Origin of the sequence: Paenibacillus cookii (assembly GCF_018333375.1) — a bacterium.
GTDB classification, from domain to species: Bacteria; Bacillota; Bacilli; order Paenibacillales; family Paenibacillaceae; genus Paenibacillus_AQ; species Paenibacillus_AQ cookii.
Map to the genome: position 1 here is coordinate 1 of NZ_BORW01000011.1, position 17,399 is coordinate 17,399.

The 17,399-nt window shown below is 50.4% G+C and carries 13 protein-coding genes and 2 pseudogenes; 12 read left to right on the forward strand and 3 right to left on the reverse strand.

What is annotated here, in order from left to right:
* Nucleotides 1-410 precede the first annotated feature (410 nt).
* The 6 genes and pseudogenes from KI367_RS12195 (at nucleotide 411) to KI367_RS12220 (ending at nucleotide 5,554) form a co-directional block, all read left to right on the forward strand.
* Nucleotides 411-3,185, forward strand: coding sequence for an RHS repeat-associated core domain-containing protein (locus tag KI367_RS12195; protein WP_212949941.1), 2,775 nt, complete (start codon nucleotides 411-413; stop codon nucleotides 3,183-3,185).
* An 11-nt stretch (nucleotides 3,186-3,196) separates the two neighbouring features.
* On the forward strand, nucleotides 3,197-3,577 hold the full coding sequence (locus KI367_RS12200) for a hypothetical protein (RefSeq protein ID WP_212949943.1): 381 nt from the start codon (nucleotides 3,197-3,199) through the stop codon (nucleotides 3,575-3,577).
* Between the two features lie 89 nt (nucleotides 3,578-3,666).
* A pseudogene (locus KI367_RS12205) lies at nucleotides 3,667-3,999 on the forward strand (transposase); the annotation flags it as partial.
* A gap of 58 nt (nucleotides 4,000-4,057) precedes the next feature.
* The gene (locus KI367_RS12210; protein WP_444544267.1) at nucleotides 4,058-4,396 is read left to right on the forward strand and encodes a TreTu family toxin; all 339 of its coding nucleotides are present in this window, start codon (nucleotides 4,058-4,060) and stop codon (nucleotides 4,394-4,396) included.
* Nucleotide 4,397: 1 nt separating this feature from the next.
* The gene (locus KI367_RS12215; protein ID WP_212949947.1) at nucleotides 4,398-4,694 is read left to right on the forward strand and encodes an immunity protein TriTu family protein; all 297 of its coding nucleotides are present in this window, start codon (nucleotides 4,398-4,400) and stop codon (nucleotides 4,692-4,694) included.
* A 281-nt stretch (nucleotides 4,695-4,975) separates the two neighbouring features.
* Nucleotides 4,976-5,554, forward strand: a pseudogene (locus KI367_RS12220) (dihydrofolate reductase family protein).
* A gap of 261 nt (nucleotides 5,555-5,815) precedes the next feature.
* On the opposite strand, the gene KI367_RS12225 reads toward KI367_RS12220, so the two are convergent.
* Nucleotides 5,816-6,694, reverse strand: coding sequence for a LysR family transcriptional regulator (locus KI367_RS12225; protein ID WP_212950116.1), 879 nt, complete (start codon nucleotides 6,692-6,694; stop codon nucleotides 5,816-5,818).
* Nucleotides 6,695-6,841: 147 nt separating this feature from the next.
* On the opposite strand from KI367_RS12225, the gene zwf reads away from it, so the two are divergent.
* Both zwf and fsa read left to right on the forward strand, forming a co-directional pair.
* Entirely contained in the window at nucleotides 6,842-8,377 is a 1,536-nt protein-coding gene (gene zwf, locus KI367_RS12230) for a glucose-6-phosphate dehydrogenase (RefSeq protein ID WP_212949949.1), read from the forward strand.
* A gap of 68 nt (nucleotides 8,378-8,445) precedes the next feature.
* Nucleotides 8,446-9,111, forward strand: coding sequence for a fructose-6-phosphate aldolase (gene fsa, locus KI367_RS12235; protein WP_036707271.1), 666 nt, complete (start codon nucleotides 8,446-8,448; stop codon nucleotides 9,109-9,111).
* A 123-nt stretch (nucleotides 9,112-9,234) separates the two neighbouring features.
* Here the strand turns inward: fsa and KI367_RS12240 are convergent, their stop codons facing one another.
* Together KI367_RS12240 and KI367_RS12245 are read right to left on the reverse strand one after the other, a co-directional pair.
* Entirely contained in the window at nucleotides 9,235-10,590 is a 1,356-nt protein-coding gene (locus KI367_RS12240; RefSeq protein ID WP_212949950.1) for a sodium-dependent transporter, read from the reverse strand.
* Between the two features lie 169 nt (nucleotides 10,591-10,759).
* Nucleotides 10,760-11,800 (reverse strand): LacI family DNA-binding transcriptional regulator, encoded by a 1,041-nt coding sequence (locus KI367_RS12245; protein ID WP_212949952.1) that lies wholly within the window; start codon nucleotides 11,798-11,800, stop codon nucleotides 10,760-10,762.
* Nucleotides 11,801-12,339: 539 nt separating this feature from the next.
* Here KI367_RS12245 and KI367_RS12250 point away from each other — a divergent pair.
* From KI367_RS12250 to KI367_RS12265, 4 genes are all read left to right on the forward strand, one after another.
* Nucleotides 12,340-13,224, forward strand: a complete 885-nt coding sequence (locus tag KI367_RS12250) for an ABC transporter permease (protein WP_212950118.1) — start codon at nucleotides 12,340-12,342, stop codon at nucleotides 13,222-13,224.
* A 16-nt stretch (nucleotides 13,225-13,240) separates the two neighbouring features.
* Complete coding sequence (locus KI367_RS12255; RefSeq protein ID WP_212949954.1) at nucleotides 13,241-14,122, forward strand: carbohydrate ABC transporter permease; 882 nt, start codon at nucleotides 13,241-13,243, stop codon at nucleotides 14,120-14,122.
* Between the two features lie 57 nt (nucleotides 14,123-14,179).
* Nucleotides 14,180-15,778, forward strand: a complete 1,599-nt coding sequence (locus tag KI367_RS12260; protein WP_212949956.1) for an ABC transporter substrate-binding protein — start codon at nucleotides 14,180-14,182, stop codon at nucleotides 15,776-15,778.
* A 99-nt stretch (nucleotides 15,779-15,877) separates the two neighbouring features.
* A complete protein-coding gene (locus tag KI367_RS12265) occupies nucleotides 15,878-17,353 on the forward strand; it encodes a glycoside hydrolase family 32 protein (protein ID WP_212949958.1) in 1,476 nt (491 codons plus the stop codon).
* The last annotated feature ends 46 nt before the right edge of the window (nucleotides 17,354-17,399 follow it).

Sequence of the window (17,399 nt, forward strand, 5' to 3'; positions counted from 1 at the left end):
TGTGGTAGACTTCACCTTAAGGGTGCTCCTCTCTTTGGGTGATGTGTTCTCGACAAACACCATTCTACCAAAGATTTGAGCACTTTTTCATATTTTCAAAGAGCAGTACTTTCGAAATTCAGGATTATTTGATTATGTCATTTATAAAGAGAATGGCGATTTACGTACGGCTAATTTTGAAGCTAACGGAACACCAAGTGTTCCTAAAGGTGAAGAAATCATCTTAACGGGAACTGGGCCTGAACCTGTTGTTGTAGCAATGCCAACTCAGTATTTCAGAGGTGAAGTGAGTGACGAGCCCGCTTTTGCTCGAGTGACAATAAATCAAGGGGAAAGCTATCGATTTACGAATATTGGAAATACCCAGAAGTCAATTTCAAGTAACGGATCTACCAAGGACAAATTCGATTATGTCATTTACAATCCGGATGGGACGGAGAGTAAGCGAGGGAAGCTATTTGCCGAGCTCCCGTTCCATTATTGTACATGACTATACTTCGGCTGGACAGCTCCAAACGCTAACGGACGGTTCTGGACAGAAACAAACTTATGAATACGATGCTGGTGGCAGAGTGACCAAAATCCTTTTTAAGGATAGAACCCAAGCTACCACTGCTTATGACGATTTCAACAACCGAATTACCCGTACCGCTCCAGACGGTATCATAACCAAAGAACAATATAATCCCTTTGGCTTGCTTGCGGAAGAACAAACAGCCGATTCTGTCTACAAGTATACGTATGATAATGAAGGGAATATCACGTCCTCAACGGATGCGGAAAACAATATAACTAAATATGACACTGATGCTTTTGGGCGCTTGACCCAAACGAATTACGCTGATGGTACAAGCAGTAACGTTACTTATAATGTCGTGGAACGTACGACAACCTATACGGATGCGGCAGGAAATAAAATCAGAGAAAAAAGGGATTTGCTTGGCCGCCCGCTGGCAACGGAAGAATGGAAAAATGGTGCATTTACACCTTTAGAAAAACGGGAATATGATTTAGCTGGCGACGTTACGGCTGTAATTGATGGTAATGGGCAGCGTACTCAGTACACGTACGACGCGCTTGGAAATATATCAACCGTCACGACTCCGGATCAACGTGTTTTCCGTTATATGTACAGCAAAACAAGTAATTTGACGAGCATCATGTTGCCGACCAATGAGACCGTGTTCAAGCAACATGATGAATTGGGGCGGTTAATCAAGGAAACGGATTCCAAAAGACAGACAACAACTTATTTCTATGATCAACGCAGCAATTTGGTCAAACTGATTGACAGACAAGGCCGTACGACCGAATATACCTATTCCAACGAAGATATGTTGACAGGCATCAAAGGTCCAGATATTTCGGTAACCTATACGTATGATAATATGGGTCGCAGAAAATCAATGACGGATGAACATGGCACCACTTCATACAATTACTCGGCTGCGAACGGAATGCTGCAAAGCTTGAGTTACCCGGACGGGACACGAATCGATTATGAAAATAACAAGCAGCAGCGAATCGGCTATTCTGTAACGGGGTCCAAAGATGCAGCTTTACAGGTACGCAGTGAACTGGATAACATGAACCGGGTCATTGCCATGGACGTTACGGTAGGCTCGGGAGTCAGCGGATTAAGAGCGGCAGCGGCGTCCCCGCTGGATCGAATGACATTCGACTACAGCGCCAACAGTATGCTGAAAGGTCAATCTTTCGGCAACGGTTTACGGACAGGATACGATTATAACGGTTATGACTTATCCGGAATGCAGATTCAACAGAACGGCAAAACGCAGCACCAATTCGGATATACGTATGACAATAACAAAAACATCATTTCACGAACTCAAAACGGCAAAACCGATCAATATACGTACGATCCGTTAAACCGGATCAAAAGCGAATCCGGCAGCCAGAACGAAACATATTCCTATAATGCAAACGGCAACCGCGTGGACCATGGCAGCGGGAAAATTTATGGACTTAAAAATGCCGAGTATACCTATGACAGCCAAAACAGACTGACGCAGGTTCAGGGGGAAGGAAAAAAGGTAACCTATCGCTATGATGGAGATGGACTGCTATACGAACGAACTGAAGGTGATGAAACAACCCGTTATTATTATGACGACGAAGCCAAGCTGATTGCCGAAGCCAGTGTTTCCGCATCCGGCAAACCGGAGACAACTTACATTTATGTCTACGACCTGAACGGAGAACTCAAGTCACGACTCGACAAGAAAACCGGAAAACTCCAATATTACCAGCTGAACGGCCATGGGGATGTCATTGGATTGGTGGATGCTGACGGAAATACGCTGAACAGCTATACCTATGACATCTGGGGCGGTCCGCTTACCGAGGAAGAAACAGTCCCGAATGTGCTGCGTAATTCAGGTGAATATTGGGACAATACAACAGGACTACAATATCTGCGGGCGAGATGGTATGACCCTGGAACGGCACGGTTTATGGGTGAGGATACGTATAAAGGCGAACTGTCCGATCCGCTTTCGTTGTATTTGTATACGTATGTTGCGAATAATCCGTTGAGTTATGTGGATCCGAGTGGGCATGCGGGGCGCCTCTTTGACTTTCGTGGAGGTTCTGGAGGAGCCAGAAATTTTGGCGGTGGTGGTGAACGCGGCGGAGGCGTTGGATCAATAAGGGTTACAAATATAACCACCAAGCTTTCGTCAGGACCTTATAAAGTCAGCAGTCCTAGTAAAATTGTTGTCAAAAATAGTTTAAACAATTTCCCTGTTAAGGCTGCCTCGAATAAAAGTTACTTTACTCCGAAATATTTAAATGTGAGTAATGTAGTGAATAAGGGGACGGGAAATGGTGCTAAACTCAGTAGTTCAACTAATCCGAATGATTATCTGAACACTGCCTTAAAACGGCAAGGGCTTGACAAAGCACCAAGTAATTTCAAAGAAAAATGGTCTCAAGATGGATATGATTATGAAGTTCGGATTCATCCTGCTGACCCTAAATACGGGAAGCAAGGAGACATCTATCGAGTAGCAAGGCGTGAACAAGGCACAGATGCAAATGGTCAAGGAAGGGGTTGGGAGTATATGGATTCGAATGGTAACTGGCATTCTACAAGTAGCTTAAAACCTCAGAACCCGTCCTATAATGCTCAAGCTGCCGCAGATACACATATTCAACTTAAGTAGAGGGTGACAAAATGGAGACATTAGAGACTAAAAAAGTTGTTGAAGATATTAACACGTTCATTAGAAGCCAACTATGGTTAGACTTTGAAGTATTGCAATACGATAAACAAAAGCTGACCATCATAGGTAGCATCGATATTTCTAATATGCATGACATAGAGATAGTTTTTGAAGATATCTTCTTTGTATCTTTGCCAATTGAATGGAAGACGGATACTTCAAGACAAGTACTTTCTATTTTAGAAGGGGAAAAGGCAATAATACTAAACAAGAAATTTCAGGTGGAACAAGGGTATAGCATTTTTGCTTTTGCCCCCGAAGATTATCCCGATGATTTTGGATGTTATGTTTGTGCGAAAAAAATAACATTTAACCTGACCTCTGAAAAATAAGTGCTTTCTCTACCTTGATTGGCTTTATGCCTTTCAAGGTTTCTTTTTGGTTGGTGGGGCTACCCAGTGACGAACAGTTCATTTTATATGACTCTGATAAACTCGCAAGATATGCAGGAATAGCCCCTATCAGAATGAGTTCGGCCGGTAAGGAAACGATGAAAAAAACAAAACAGGGCAATCGAAAGCCATACGATACCTTTTACAACCTAGCTGTCCAACAAGTACAAGTATGTAAAGGAAGTAAAATTCCTCGTAACCCAGTGTTTTACGCTTATTACAATCAGAAGCTAAAAGAAGGAAAATCCAAGTCTCAAGCCCTTCTTTGCATTATGAGAAGATTAGTCAGAATAATCTATGGTATGATGAAAAATAAGACGGCTTATATCATTCCAGATCAATCAAAAACATTAGCTAGTTAATCAAATGGGGTTGGCGGTCGAATAAATTGCCATCCTTTCATTAAGTACATTTTTAGATATTCCTAAGGGTAAAGGAGAAGGTAAAACTACAGTTGGTAGATGGATGTCAGAAGATGAACTTTCAAAAATGACTAAAACAGGCAAAGTACAAGAAAGTTATTCTGGTACTACCCATGTAGCCCACCCATCTAATCCTAGTGCTTTTGGAAAACAAGCAAAACCAGGAAGTGTGTACGCTGAATTTGATGTTCCATTATCATCTTTGAAGCCAACTAATGAAGGATGGGCAAAAATTATAGGACCAAACAGTTTAGAAGGGCGTTTAGCAGTTAAAAAAGGTCTACCAATACCACAAATGCCATCCGCTACTAATATACGAACGATAAGGATGAAGTAAAATGTTAACTTTACTAAAGGAATGGTTATCTCAAAACGAGAAAAAACTTGAGGGGCTAGGTATCAAGTTAGATGATTTAACTTATTCTGTAGAAGGTTCACCTGACCCTAGCCTAAGTGTTGACCATGTATCAGATAGTTCTATGGGAAGAATTACTGTTTGGAGTTCAAAAAAAATAGATATTGAAGTAATAGACTTCAATACAGGAGATACTAAGCTTTATGAACAAAAGGAAATAACCGATGATTTTCCTAACTTTGATTTATTGTTAGAGAATTATGTAAAGAATATGCAATGATAACTAGAGGGTGGCTTGTTTAATTAACAGGCTACCCTCATTTAATATTTGTGACAGGTATTTTAGGTAACCTAGTACCGAATAGACCGCTTGTTATTTATTGAATATGGATAACCAATGTAAGCCCTATATTGTTTTCTTGGATGATCGATTAATAGCACAGTATCATTACCTTCAGCATTTAAATGGTGACATTATGGATGATATTTTAAGTTTTGTTTAGGGTCAAGGACAGGATGGACAATTTTGATTAAACAAGGTGTTTCTGGTGAGGGAATTCCATCAAAAGAAAACTTATTTTATTTTTGCATTCATCGCTTGACGGGTTTGTAGAGGGGCCAAACGGCGAAATGGACATTGGCTGGGTTTCCTACGATGCCGATTTGGAAAAACACGCGAAAGAAATTCTGAGTACTGCCGACACGGTCATTTGGGGACGCGGGACTTATCAGATGATGTACGGTTACTGGCCGTCCGTGCCATCGAACCCGTCAGCTTCGCAGCATGAACTGGAACATGCCGAGTGGATCGATAAGACACATAAAATCGTTTTCTCCACAACGCTGGAGAAAGTCGAGTGGAACAATTCCAGGCTGGTGAAACATAATGTGAAAGAAGAGATCATGAACCTTAAACAGCAGCCAGGCAGAGACATGGTCATCCTCGGCAGTCCTAGGTTTGCCCACTACCTTATGGGGCTGGATATAATTGATTAGTACAAAATCACGGTTTCTCCTGTCCTGGTCGGAAGCGAATTGCGGTTATTCCAAGGCATCAAAGAGAAGATCAATCTTAAACTTATCGAATACAAAACTTTTGATTCCGGGGCCATTGGTCTCGTTTACCAGACGGTTAGATGACCTTGTTTCGTAGATTAGAATGCCGTCGCGAACGAATAATGAAACGCCCCTGAGAATCACCCGTATGCGGCATGAGGCTCACGGGAACGATAACGCAACGACGATAACGCACTATAGAGAGTTGAAGGCAGCCGGCCCTATTTTTTGGCCGGCTGCCTTTCTTAATTTACGGACGGCGTGAGTTCCCCTATATAAAAATTTCGCCCAATATTCAATACACGAGTAAGAAAAAGACGTGACTGCCGCGACGGGGCGACTTGTTTACGGCACCATTTCGATGAATTTGGTTGCCGCCGCGGAAATCGGGAGGTTGCGCATGACCATGATCCCGACTTTGGAGGGCGGGATTTCGACGTCCAGCTTGACCTCGAACAGCGAACCTTCCTTCAACTCCTTGGCCACGAATTCCCGCGTGACGTAAGAAATGCCGAGCCCCCTGCGGGCAAACTCGATGAGCAGGTCGACGCTGCCGACCTCGATGTCTGGCTTCAGCTCGTGGCCGTATTTTTCGAACAACTCGTTGATCGCCATTCGGACCCGGCTGTTGCGCGAAAATAAAATGATCGGATATTTCATCAGTTCTTCCATCGTCAACGTCTGCCCGCCCAGCTCCGCATACCGTTCGCCGGCGACGAAGCAGTCCTGAAGTTCGGTGCTTTCGGTCACCTCCAGTTGAGCGTCCACGATCGGCATCCGCACGACCCCGAGGTCGATCCGGCCCTCCTTCAGGTAGGAGATGACCTCCGGCGTCGTGCCGTGCTTCAAATGCAGCTTGATGCCCGGATAACGCACGTGAAAGTCTTCCAGATACGGGAGGAGGTAATGCTTGAACAACGAATCGCTGCCGCCGATGCGAAGCTCGCCGCTTTCGAGGCTTTTGAGCGCTTCCATTTTTTCTTCGGCCAACGAAATGAGAATTTGGGACTGCTCGATATACGAAAAAAGAATTTTGCCTTCCTGCGTCAGCGACACGCCTTTGGCGTTGCGGTAAAAAAGCGTGAGGCCGACCCGCTCCTCCAGCTGCTTGATGGCATGGCTGACGCTGGGCTGGGTCAAGTACAACGCCTTGGCCGCTTGCGTCAGGCTCCCCGTTTTGGCCGCCCAATAAAATACCTTATACAGCTCATAATTATTAGTCATAGACATGATCTATATCTCCTCAGAAATATATCAATTACGTGTATGGTACTTATTTGTATTATAGTGAATCCAAGACATAGAAACCAGAGTGGAACCGGCGAAGTCTTCACCCTCGTCCCAAAGCTCTGAAGGAGGGAGAAAATCGAAATGAATCCTACCACTTTCGTATTGTTTGGAGCCACCGGGGATTTGGCCAAGCGCAAAATCTACCCGGCTTTATATCATTTATATATCCATGGAAAACTGCCTGCGTCTTTTTCCGTGATTGGACTTGGGCGAAAAGAGCTGAACGACGAGACGTTCCGCGCGCACGTCCAGCAGTCGCTGCATGATTTTTACCGTCTGGAGGTCCAAGAAGGCGACACGCTGCAAGCTTTTTTGGGTTTGTTCGGCTTTCATGTCCTGCATATCGACCGCGGGGAGCATTTTGTTCAGTTGAAGGAACGGGTGGAGCGCTGGGAGAAGGAACAGGAAGGAGCGGCCAACCGCTTGTTTTATTTGTCCGTCGCCCCGGACTTCTTCGGCACGGTCGCGTCCCAAATCGAGCAGAGCGGCCTGGGCAGCGTCACGGGCTGGAAAAGGCTCGTCATCGAGAAGCCCTTCGGGCATGACCTGGCTTCGGCGCGGGAGCTCGACAGCCAACTCAGCCAGGCGTTTACCGAGGACGAGATTTACCGGATCGACCATTACCTCGGCAAACCGATGGTCCAGCGGCTTGAAGCGCTCAAACAGGCGAATCCCGTCATTCAGGCGCTGTGGACCAGCCGCTACATCGCGAACGTCCAGATCACGGCCGACGAAACGGTCGGTGTGGAAGACCGCGCCGGTTATTACGACAAGGCGGGGGCCATTCGGGACATGTTCCAAAACCATATGCTCCAGCTGCTTATGATGTTGTCGATTCATGTTTCGAACAGCAACGCGACGGCCGAAGATATCCGACTGAAGAAAAAGAACGTGCTGGAAGCTTTGGAGCCGCTGGCCAGACAGGACGTGCACACGCGCATCGTGCGCGGCCAATATACGGCGGGATCCATCCAGGGCAAGCCGGTGCCAGGGTATACTTCCGAGCCGGGCATTTCGCCCGATTCGACGAACGATACGTTTATCGCGGCCAAGCTGAACATCGACAATTATTACTGGAGGGGCGTGCCGTTTTATATCCGGACGGGCAAACGCCTGAAATCGAAAAACACGCGGATCGTGATCGAATTCAAGGAGCCGCTCCGCTCCTCGGCTTCCGCGGAGGATTCGAGCGTGCCGAACCTGCTGGTGTTCGAGATCGGTCCGAACGAAGGCATCACGCTGCAGCTGAATACGAAAGACCCGCATCATAAAGGCGAATTCAAGCCGGTTCATATCGACATGTTCCCGGACCGCGCAGAAGCGCAGGAGGCTTACGAAACGCTGATTCATGACGCGCTGAACGGCGATTCAACGTTTTTCGTGCATTCGGATGAGGTCGATTTGTCCTGGCAGTGGGTTCAGCCGATCCTTGAAGCGTTTGAAGCGGGCGAAGTGCCGCTTTATCCGTATCCCGCAGGTTCCCACGGTCCGGAGGCAGCCAACGAGCTGCTTGCCCAGGACGGTTTCCACTGGTGGTTCGACGAACCGTCCGAACAGGAGGCGGCAAATGCCGCAGAGGCGCGGAAGCAGCCCGTTGAGCATGTCACGGCCAGCTGATTAAGGCAAAACGGATCACCTAATCCAACAAAAAACGATAAAAAAACATTTTCGGGAGGTTGCATTTCATGAAGTTTTTTATTGATACCGCCAATTTGCAGGACATCCAATCCGCCTACAAAATCGGGGTGTTGTCCGGCGTGACGACGAACCCGTCCCTGGTCGCCAAAGAAGGCGTCAAATTCGAGGACCGCATCGCCGAAATTTGCCAGGCCGTTCCTGAGGTCGAATCGGTGTCCGCCGAAGTGACGCCGGATGCGGAAACCGCCGAAGAGATGATCGCGCAGGCCAACGAATTGATCAAAATCAACGGCAACGATCCGAAAATCACGATCAAGCTGCCGATGACCCTGGCGGGTCTGGAAGCCTGCCGTTATCTGTCCCGGAAAGGCGTCAAAACGAACGTTACCCTGATCTTTACGGTCAATCAGGCGCTGCTTGCGGCCCGTGCCGGAGCAACGTACGTATCGCCTTTCCTGGGCCGGCTCGATGACATTTCGGAAGACGGCGTGCTGCTGGTGGACAAAATCGCGCAGCTGTTCCGCACCCATAACCTCGACACGCAAATCATCGCCGCATCGGTCCGTCATCCGGACCATGTTACCCGCGTAGCGATGGCGGGCGCCCACATCGCGACGGTGCCGTTCTCCGTCATTGCGCAGCTGGCGAAACACCCGCTGACCGACCAAGGCCTCGTCAAATTTGCGGCCGACTGGAAAAGCAGCGTGAAGTAATTCTACAAATGAAAAAAAGGCAATCTCCGCGGTGCTGTCCAAGACAGACCGGGAGATTGCCTTTCTTTTTTTACCCTTGTTATGCGATACGCATGCGAAGATGGTATCTCGAGAGACGTTCCCTTATTTGAACTTGATGACGCCGGTCGTGTGCAGAAGCACGAGAACGACAAGGATCGGCGCGATGTACCGGAGCGTGAACAGCCATACCCGGAACCATCCGGCTTTGAGTCCGGCCGCGTCCGCGGCGTTTTTCCAGAAGTATCCCGCAAACAGCGTGGTGATCAATCCGCCTACCGGAAGCAGGATGTTGGAGGCGATAAAATCGAGCCAGTCGAAAAAGTTCTTGCTGCCCATGTGCGTAAAGGCAGGCACGATGCCGAAGGACAAGGCCGAAGGAAGGCCGACCAGCAGCACGAGCACCGAGATGATCAGCACCGACTTCATGCGGCTCCAGCCCCAGCGGTCCATCGCAAACAAGACGGGAACCTCCAGCAGCGATACCGCCGACGTCAGCGCCGCGATCGCCAGCAGAATGAAAAACAGTCCCCCGAAAAACGCGCCGAACGGCATGGCCGAAAAGGCGGCCGGCAGGGCGATAAATACGAGGCTTGGCCCGGAGTTGGGCGCGATCCCAAAGGAAGCGGTCGTCGGGAAAATGATGAGCCCGGCAACGAAGGCGTAAATCAGGTCGCCTGCCCCGATCGCGATCGTCGCCGCCCCGAGCGATTGACGCTTGTCCACGTAAGCGCCGTACGTCAGCAAAATCCCCATGCCCAGCGACAAAGAGAAGAAGGCATGTCCAAGCGCGACCAAAGCGGATTCGGTCGTTAATTTGGAAAAATCGGGTTTCAGGAAAAATTCCACGCCTTCGCCCGCACCCGGCAGGGTGACGGCCCGGATCATCATCACGATCAGCAAAATGATCATGCCGGGAATGAGGATTTTGTTGAATTTTTCGATGCCTCCGGAAATCCCTTTAACCACGACAAAACCCGTGATCGCAATGGCGATGATCTGCCAGATGACCGGCATATAACCGCCGATGAAGCCGCTAAATTCCCCTTCGAAATCCGTGCTGTTGTACAATTGCCCGCTGAACGATTGTACCGCGTAATGAAGCGTCCAACCCGCCACGATGACGTAGAAGGTCAGGATCAGGAACGGGGCGATGATTTGCAGCAGGCCGAGACGGCCGAAGATTTTGGAGCCGCCGGCATTGACGAAGGAGGTCGCCGCGCTGCCCCTGCCGGCCCGTCCGATGGCCAATTCAGCCAACAGTACGGGCAAGCCGATGATGATCAAGCAAACGATAAAAAGCAGAAAAAAAGCTGCGCCGCCATTTTGGCCCGTGATGTACGGAAACTTCCACATGTTCCCGAGACCCACGGAGCTGCCGATGGCGGCTAGAATAAACCCCGCCGAAGAAAAACGGTCGTTTTTTCCCGGTGCCGCTGGGTTTTTTTGCGGTGTTGTCATAGATGTTCCCCCAGTTTATTTTTGAAAGTTCCTTTTATTATATTTCATTTTCCCGGCAAAGCCATATGAAAATCTTCCTAAAAAGCAAAAAAGGGGATGCCATAGGGCTTTGCCGGCGACATGATGCATGAAATAAACACCCGCTGTCACTGGTATTTTTGGGTATTGCTTACACCGTCGCCCCGGTCGACTCCCGCAAAATCGGTGTGGTCTGGATGTGCGTCACTTGGTAAGGCTGGGAAGGTTCCTTGATGCGGGAGAGCAGCATGTTCGCCGCGGCGATCCCCATTTCGTCGCTGTAAATATGGACCGTGGTGAGATGGGGTTCGACGATCCGGGACTCCGGCGCATTGTCGAAACCGGCCACCGCGATGTCGTCCGGCACGGCAACGTTCCGGTTTTTCAAAGCCTTCATGACGTTGACCGCGATAAAATCGTTCGCGCATACGAACGCGTCCGGCAGCTCCTTGATTTGGCCGAGCCGTTTCTCCATCCAATCCGATTCCGAAGAAAACTCGCGGTCCGGATTCAGGATGCATTGGCCGGCATCCAGCCGGATTCCCGCCTCGGCCAACGCCCTGTTGAAGCCTGCCCAGCGCTCGTTGAAGCTTTTGCAGTGGTTGTAGTCGCCGATGAAGCCCAAGGAGCCGCAGCCGCTTGCTATCAAGGTTTTCGTCACGTCGTACGTGCTATGCTCGTTTTCCATCAGGAGCAAGTCGGCCTGCAGGGTAGGATAGGACATGTCGGCCGCGCAATCGATAAAAATAGTCGGGAGTCCGAGGCTCGTGATCAACTTGCTGTATTCCATGTCGAACAGCTCGATGCAGATGATGCCGTCCACCTTGGACGCCTCGAAATTGTTCGGCAGCTGCAAGGCGCTCCGCTCAATATCGCGCACGATATGGATCGAAAGGTTGTATCCTTCGGCGCTGATCCTTTTTTCGAGCCCGCTGATCAGCCGCGAGCCGAAGTGGGAGTTGCTCGGCATATTGGCGGTGAGCAGCGCGATATTTCCCGGGTTTTTGGTGATAAGGTTCTCGGATTCCATGTAGGCAAACTGCTTATATTTAAGCTCGATCGCTTTTTTGATGACTTTGTTCCGGGTTTCGCTCGGAATGCTGCCGCTGCCGTTCAGCGCTTTGGATGCCGTGTTCCTGGAAATGCCCAGCGCATCGGCTATATCTTGAATTGTGACTTTCTCTTTCGCCATGTATACGATTCCACCTCTAATAGTTTTGGTTATCCGCGTCCGATCCCCGTCGTCTTCTCTCTTTTATATACGTCAAATGTATAATAGTTTAGCTAAAATAGCAATGATGATTTTACAAATGCACAATTTTAATTTACATTTACACCATGAAAATACTTTGCGTGTTTATGACCGTAGTTTGTTCGAAATCATAGAATTATGCATAATGCGATGTGGGATATTTGGGTTGAACGTTTCCTTGGAAATGCGATTATTTCCGCTGATTTGTTACATTTCATGCTGATTTAAGTCGTTTATGAACAAATTTAAATTGTCAATTGCACAAAAATAAATTTACAAAGGTTATTGACGGATCGGAAAATCGTTTGGTAAATTGTAAAGGCAGCAGTTCACATCTGTAACTTTGAAAGCACTTTCGGCCTGCTGCATGCACAACTTCTTGAAAGAATGGAGGTCAACGTTTGGAAAACACAGTGGAAGTCGATCGCAGGGGAGCGGCGCTGAGGCGGAGGAGTTCCACGGGACGGGTGCTTCATGGGATGAAAAAGCATTATTTTCTTTATCTTCTGCTCGCTCCGGCACTCGTACTGACCCTTATTTTCAAATACGTCCCGATGTACGGCGCCGTCATCGCGTTTAAGGATTTCAGCCCGATCAAGGGGATTATGGGAAGCGAATGGGTGGGATGGAAGCACTTCGAGAAGTTTCTGTCCTCGCCGAATTTCGACGTCATTTTTATGAATACGCTTAAATTAAGCTTGTTCGGCCTTTTATGCAGCTTTCCCGTGCCGATCCTGCTCGCGCTGATGCTGAACCAGATCCGCAGGGCGTCCGTGAAAAAGAACGTGCAGCTCTTTTTATACGCCCCGAACTTTATATCGGTGGTCGTCATCGTCGGCATGCTGTTCATCTTTTTGTCGCCGACGGGCCCGATCAACCACCTTCTCGCGTGGATCACGGGAGAGCCGCTGATGTTCATGTCCGATCCGAAGTATTTCAGGTGGATTTACATTTTGTCGGATATTTGGCAGGGGGCCGGATGGGCGTCGATCATTTACGTGGCGGCGCTGGCGAACGTCGATCCGGAGCTTCACAACGCGGCCGGCCTGGACGGTGCGAATCTGCTGCAGCGGATCAGGCATATCGATCTTCCGACAATCCGGCCGATCATGGCGATCGTGTTTATTCTGGCGGCCGGCGGCATCATGTCGATCGGGTTCGAAAAGGCTTATCTCATGCAGACCTCGATGAACCTTCCGGCTTCGGAAATCATCGCCACGTACGTGTACAAGGTCGGCTTGCAGTCCGGCGATTACGCGTATTCCGCGGCGGTCGGACTGTTCAATTCCGTCATCAACGTCGTGCTGCTCGTTACCGTCAACCTGATCGTCAAAAAACTGAATGAAGGCGAAGGCCTCTACTAGGAAGGAGTTTTAGGTCATGGCCGTCAAACATTCCCGGTTCGACCGGTTGTTATTATCCCTCAACGCCGTTTTTCTGGCGCTGGCCGTCCTGATTGTCGTCGTGCCTTTGGTGTACATCGTCGTCGCTTCGTTTATGGATCCGACCGTGCTGCTGAATCAGGGACTGTCTTTTCGGTTCTCGGATTGGACCTTGGACGGATACAAAAAGATTCTGGAGAATCCGGCCATGCTGCGCGGGTTCGGCAACGCCGTCTTGTATTCCGCCGCGTTTGCCGTCGTCACCGTTTCCGTTTCGATATTTGCCGGATATGCGCTTTCCCATGCCCAACTCGCCGGCCGCCGTTTTTTTATGACCTTGTTCGTGGTCACGATGTTTTTCGGGGGCGGGCTGATTCCTACATACCTGCTCGTCAAGCAGCTGGGCATGCTGAACACCGTGTGGGCCGTCATCATTCCGGGCGCCGTCAACGTGTGGAACATCATCCTGTCGCGTACCTTTTTCAAAGGCGTGCCCAACGAGCTGAAGGAAGCGGCCAACGTCGACGGCGCTTCGGAGGCCGGCATCTTTTTCCGGATCGTGCTGCCGTTGTCCAAACCGATCATTTTTGTGCTGGCGTTGTATGCTTTCGTCGGACAATGGAATTCGTATTTTGACGCGATGATTTATTTGGAGGATGCGAAGCTGCATCCGCTGCAGCTGGTGCTGCGTTCGATTTTGATCCAAAATCAGGCGGCGCCGGGCATGATCAGCGACCAACTGGCCATGAACGAGCTGAAACGGCTGTCGGAAATGATCAAATATTCGGCGATCGTCATCTCCAGTCTCCCGCTGCTTGTGATGTACCCGTTTTTTCAGAAATATTTCGAAAAAGGTGTCCTGGTCGGTTCCTTGAAGTAAAGGCCGCCTGAACATCCATGGCAATGATCCATTCCTTACATTATGGAGGTCATAACGATGAAAAAGCTAAAAAGAAAGCAAGCGATGGTCCACACGTTGTCCCTTTCCGCCTTGGCGGCGCTGCTGCTTCTATCGGGCTGCGGCGGGGGCGGAGGGGAAGGCAAGGAGCCGGTAGACGGCAAGGTGACGCTCCATTTCCTGACGCAAAGCTCGGCGCTCGCGCCGGCCGATCCGAACGACAAGCTGATCAACAAACGGCTGGAAGAAAAAACGGGCATTCATATCGATTGGAAAAACTACACGAACGACGTGTTTGCCGAAAAACGGAATTTGGCGGTGGCGAGCGGCGATTTGCCCGACGCGATTTTCGATGCCGGCTACGGCGACTACGATCTGCTGAAACTGGCAAAGGACGGGGTCATCATTCCGCTTGACGATTTGATCGAGCAGCATATGCCGAATTTCAAAAAGGTGCTCGAACAGGCTCCGGAATACAAAAAAATGATTACCGCTCCGGACGGGCACATCTATTCCTTCCCGTGGATCGAAGAGCTTGGTTCCGGGAAGGAGCGCATCCAGTCGGTGGACGATCTTCCGTGGATCAACGTCGAATGGCTGAAAAAGCTGGGGCTCGAGATGCCCAAAACGACCGATGAGCTGAAAAAGGTGCTGATCGCCTTCAAAACGCAGGATCCGAACGGCAACGGAAAAGCGGACGAAATCCCGTTATCCTTCATTAATAAGCCGGGCGGCGAAGACCTGGCATTCCTGTACGGCTCCTTCGGGCTTGGCGAGAACTGGGACCACACCGTCGTGACGAATGACGGCAAGGTGGTGTTTACGGCGGCGCAGGACGGTTACAAAGAAGCGGTCAAGTTCATCCATGAGCTGTATCGGGAGGGCCTGGTCGACATCGAGGCGTTCCAGCAGGATTGGAACACTTATCTGGCCAAGGGCAAAGATCACCGCTACGGCTTGTATTTTACGTGGGACAAAGCCAACATTACCGGGGCGAACGATACGTATGACCTGATGCCGCCGCTGGCCGGCCCGAGCGGGGAAATCAACGTGACCAGAACGAACGGCATCGGGCTGGACCGCGGGCGGATGGTCATTACGAGCAGCAACAAGCATTTGGAGGAAACGGCCAAGTGGGTGGACCAGCTCTATGATCCTTTGCAGTCCGTCCAGAACAACTGGGGAACCTACGGGGACGAAACCCAGCAAAATATTTTTGAATTCGATGAAGCCAAAGGAATGCTGAAACATTTGCCTTTGAAAGGAACGGCTCCGGTCGAGCTTCGCCAAAAAACGAGCATTGCCGGCCCGCTGGCCATTTTGGACGAATATTACGGCAAATATACGACGATGCCGGATGATGCCGCATGGCGGCTTAAACTGCTGAAAGACGTGATGGTGCCGCATATGAAGGCGGAAAACACGTATCCGAACGTATTCTTTTCCATCGAAGACTTGGATCGGCTGTCGACCATTCAGGCGGATTTGTTCCCTTACGTGGAGCGGAAGCGGACCGAATGGTACCAAAACGGCAACATCGATCAGGAATGGGACGCCTATTTGAAAGAGCTGGACCGTCTCGGATTGCAGGAATGGCTGAAAATCAAGCAGGCGGGTTACGACCGGAACGCCAAATAACGGGCTTGAAACCGATAAAGGAATGCGGCCGCGCACGGCATGTTCCGGCCAAGCGCAGCCGTTTCCGCAAGGAGGGCCCATAACGAAGGAGTTTAACGAATGTCAACAATCGCAAAGCAAAACCACCGCGGCGCATATCATTTTTCCCCGCGGGAGAACTGGATGAACGACCCCAACGGCATGGTGTATTTCAAGGGGAAATATCATTTGTTTTACCAGCATCACCCGTTCGGAACGACCTGGGGGCCGATGCACTGGGGGCATGCGGTCAGCAGGGACCTGGTGGCATGGGAGGAGCTTCCGATCGCGCTGGAGCCGGACGAACACGGCATGATCTTTTCGGGCAGCGCGGTGGTCGACCGGCGTAACACGACGGGGTTTTTCGGGGAAGAGCCGGGGCTTGTCGCGATTTTTACCCATCATGCGGAAGGGACCGGTTCGCAGCCGCCCGTCCAATGCCAAAGCTTGGCCTACAGCATGGACGAGGGCAGGACATGGACGAAATACGAAGGCAATCCGGTGCTGCGGCATGATTCCTATATCGATTTCCGCGATCCGAAAGTGTTCTGGCACGAGCCGTCGGCGCAATGGGTGATGATTGTCGCGTGCGGCCAGACGGTATGCCTTTACCGATCCCCGAATTTGAAGGATTGGACGCTGTCCAGCGAGTTTGGGGAAGGGATCGGAAGCCATGATGGCGTATGGGAATGCCCGGATTTGTTCCCGCTTCCGGTCGAAGGCGCGAAGGACCAAAGCCGTTGGGTGATGCTGGTCAGCATCGGCGACCATCCGGGTTTTGCGGAAGGGTCAAGAACGCAGTATTTTATCGGGGAGTTCGACGGCGAGCGGTTTATTCCGGATGCCAGTTCGCGGGAGAACGTCCGGTGGCTCGATTACGGCCGGGACAATTATGCCGGCGTCAGCTGGTCGGATATTCCGGCGGAAGACGGCAGGCGCCTGTTTATCGGCTGGATGAGCAATTGGAAATACGCCAACCTGACGCCGACGAACGGCTGGAGGGGGGCGATGACGATCGCCAGGGAGCTGCGTCTTCGGGAATGTAACGGCGACATAGTGCTGATCCAGCAGCCCGTCCGTGAGCTGGAGGCCTACCGCAAGCCGGTCGTTTCCCTGGAAAACGTCGACGCGACCGCCGCTGCGAAGCGGTTATCCGGCCTGCGGCTGGAAAGCTTCGAAATCGTCGCTCGCGTACGGTTCCCGGATTCAAGCCCCGGGGAGATCGCTTTTCGCGTAAGAGCCGGAGCCGGCGAGGAAACGGTCATCGGATACGATGCGGCTGCGGCGGAGATATTTGTGGACCGTACCCGATCCGGCATCGCCGATTTCCATCCGTCGTTCGCCTGCAGGCATTCCGCCATGCTGGAAGAGGCGCCGGGGCAGCTTGCGCTCCGCATTTTCGTTGACCGCGCTTCCGTCGAGGTGTTCGCAAACGGGGGCCGGGTCGTGATGACCGATTTGATTTATCCGGATCATGCCTCTACAGGCATTTTCGTTGCTGCCGATGATGAACGGCTGAGGATCGAAGCCCTCGATATATACGATTTATCCGTCTAGTCCATTTTGTTTTACTCGTTAAGCGAAGACGCGATGGTTACGGAAA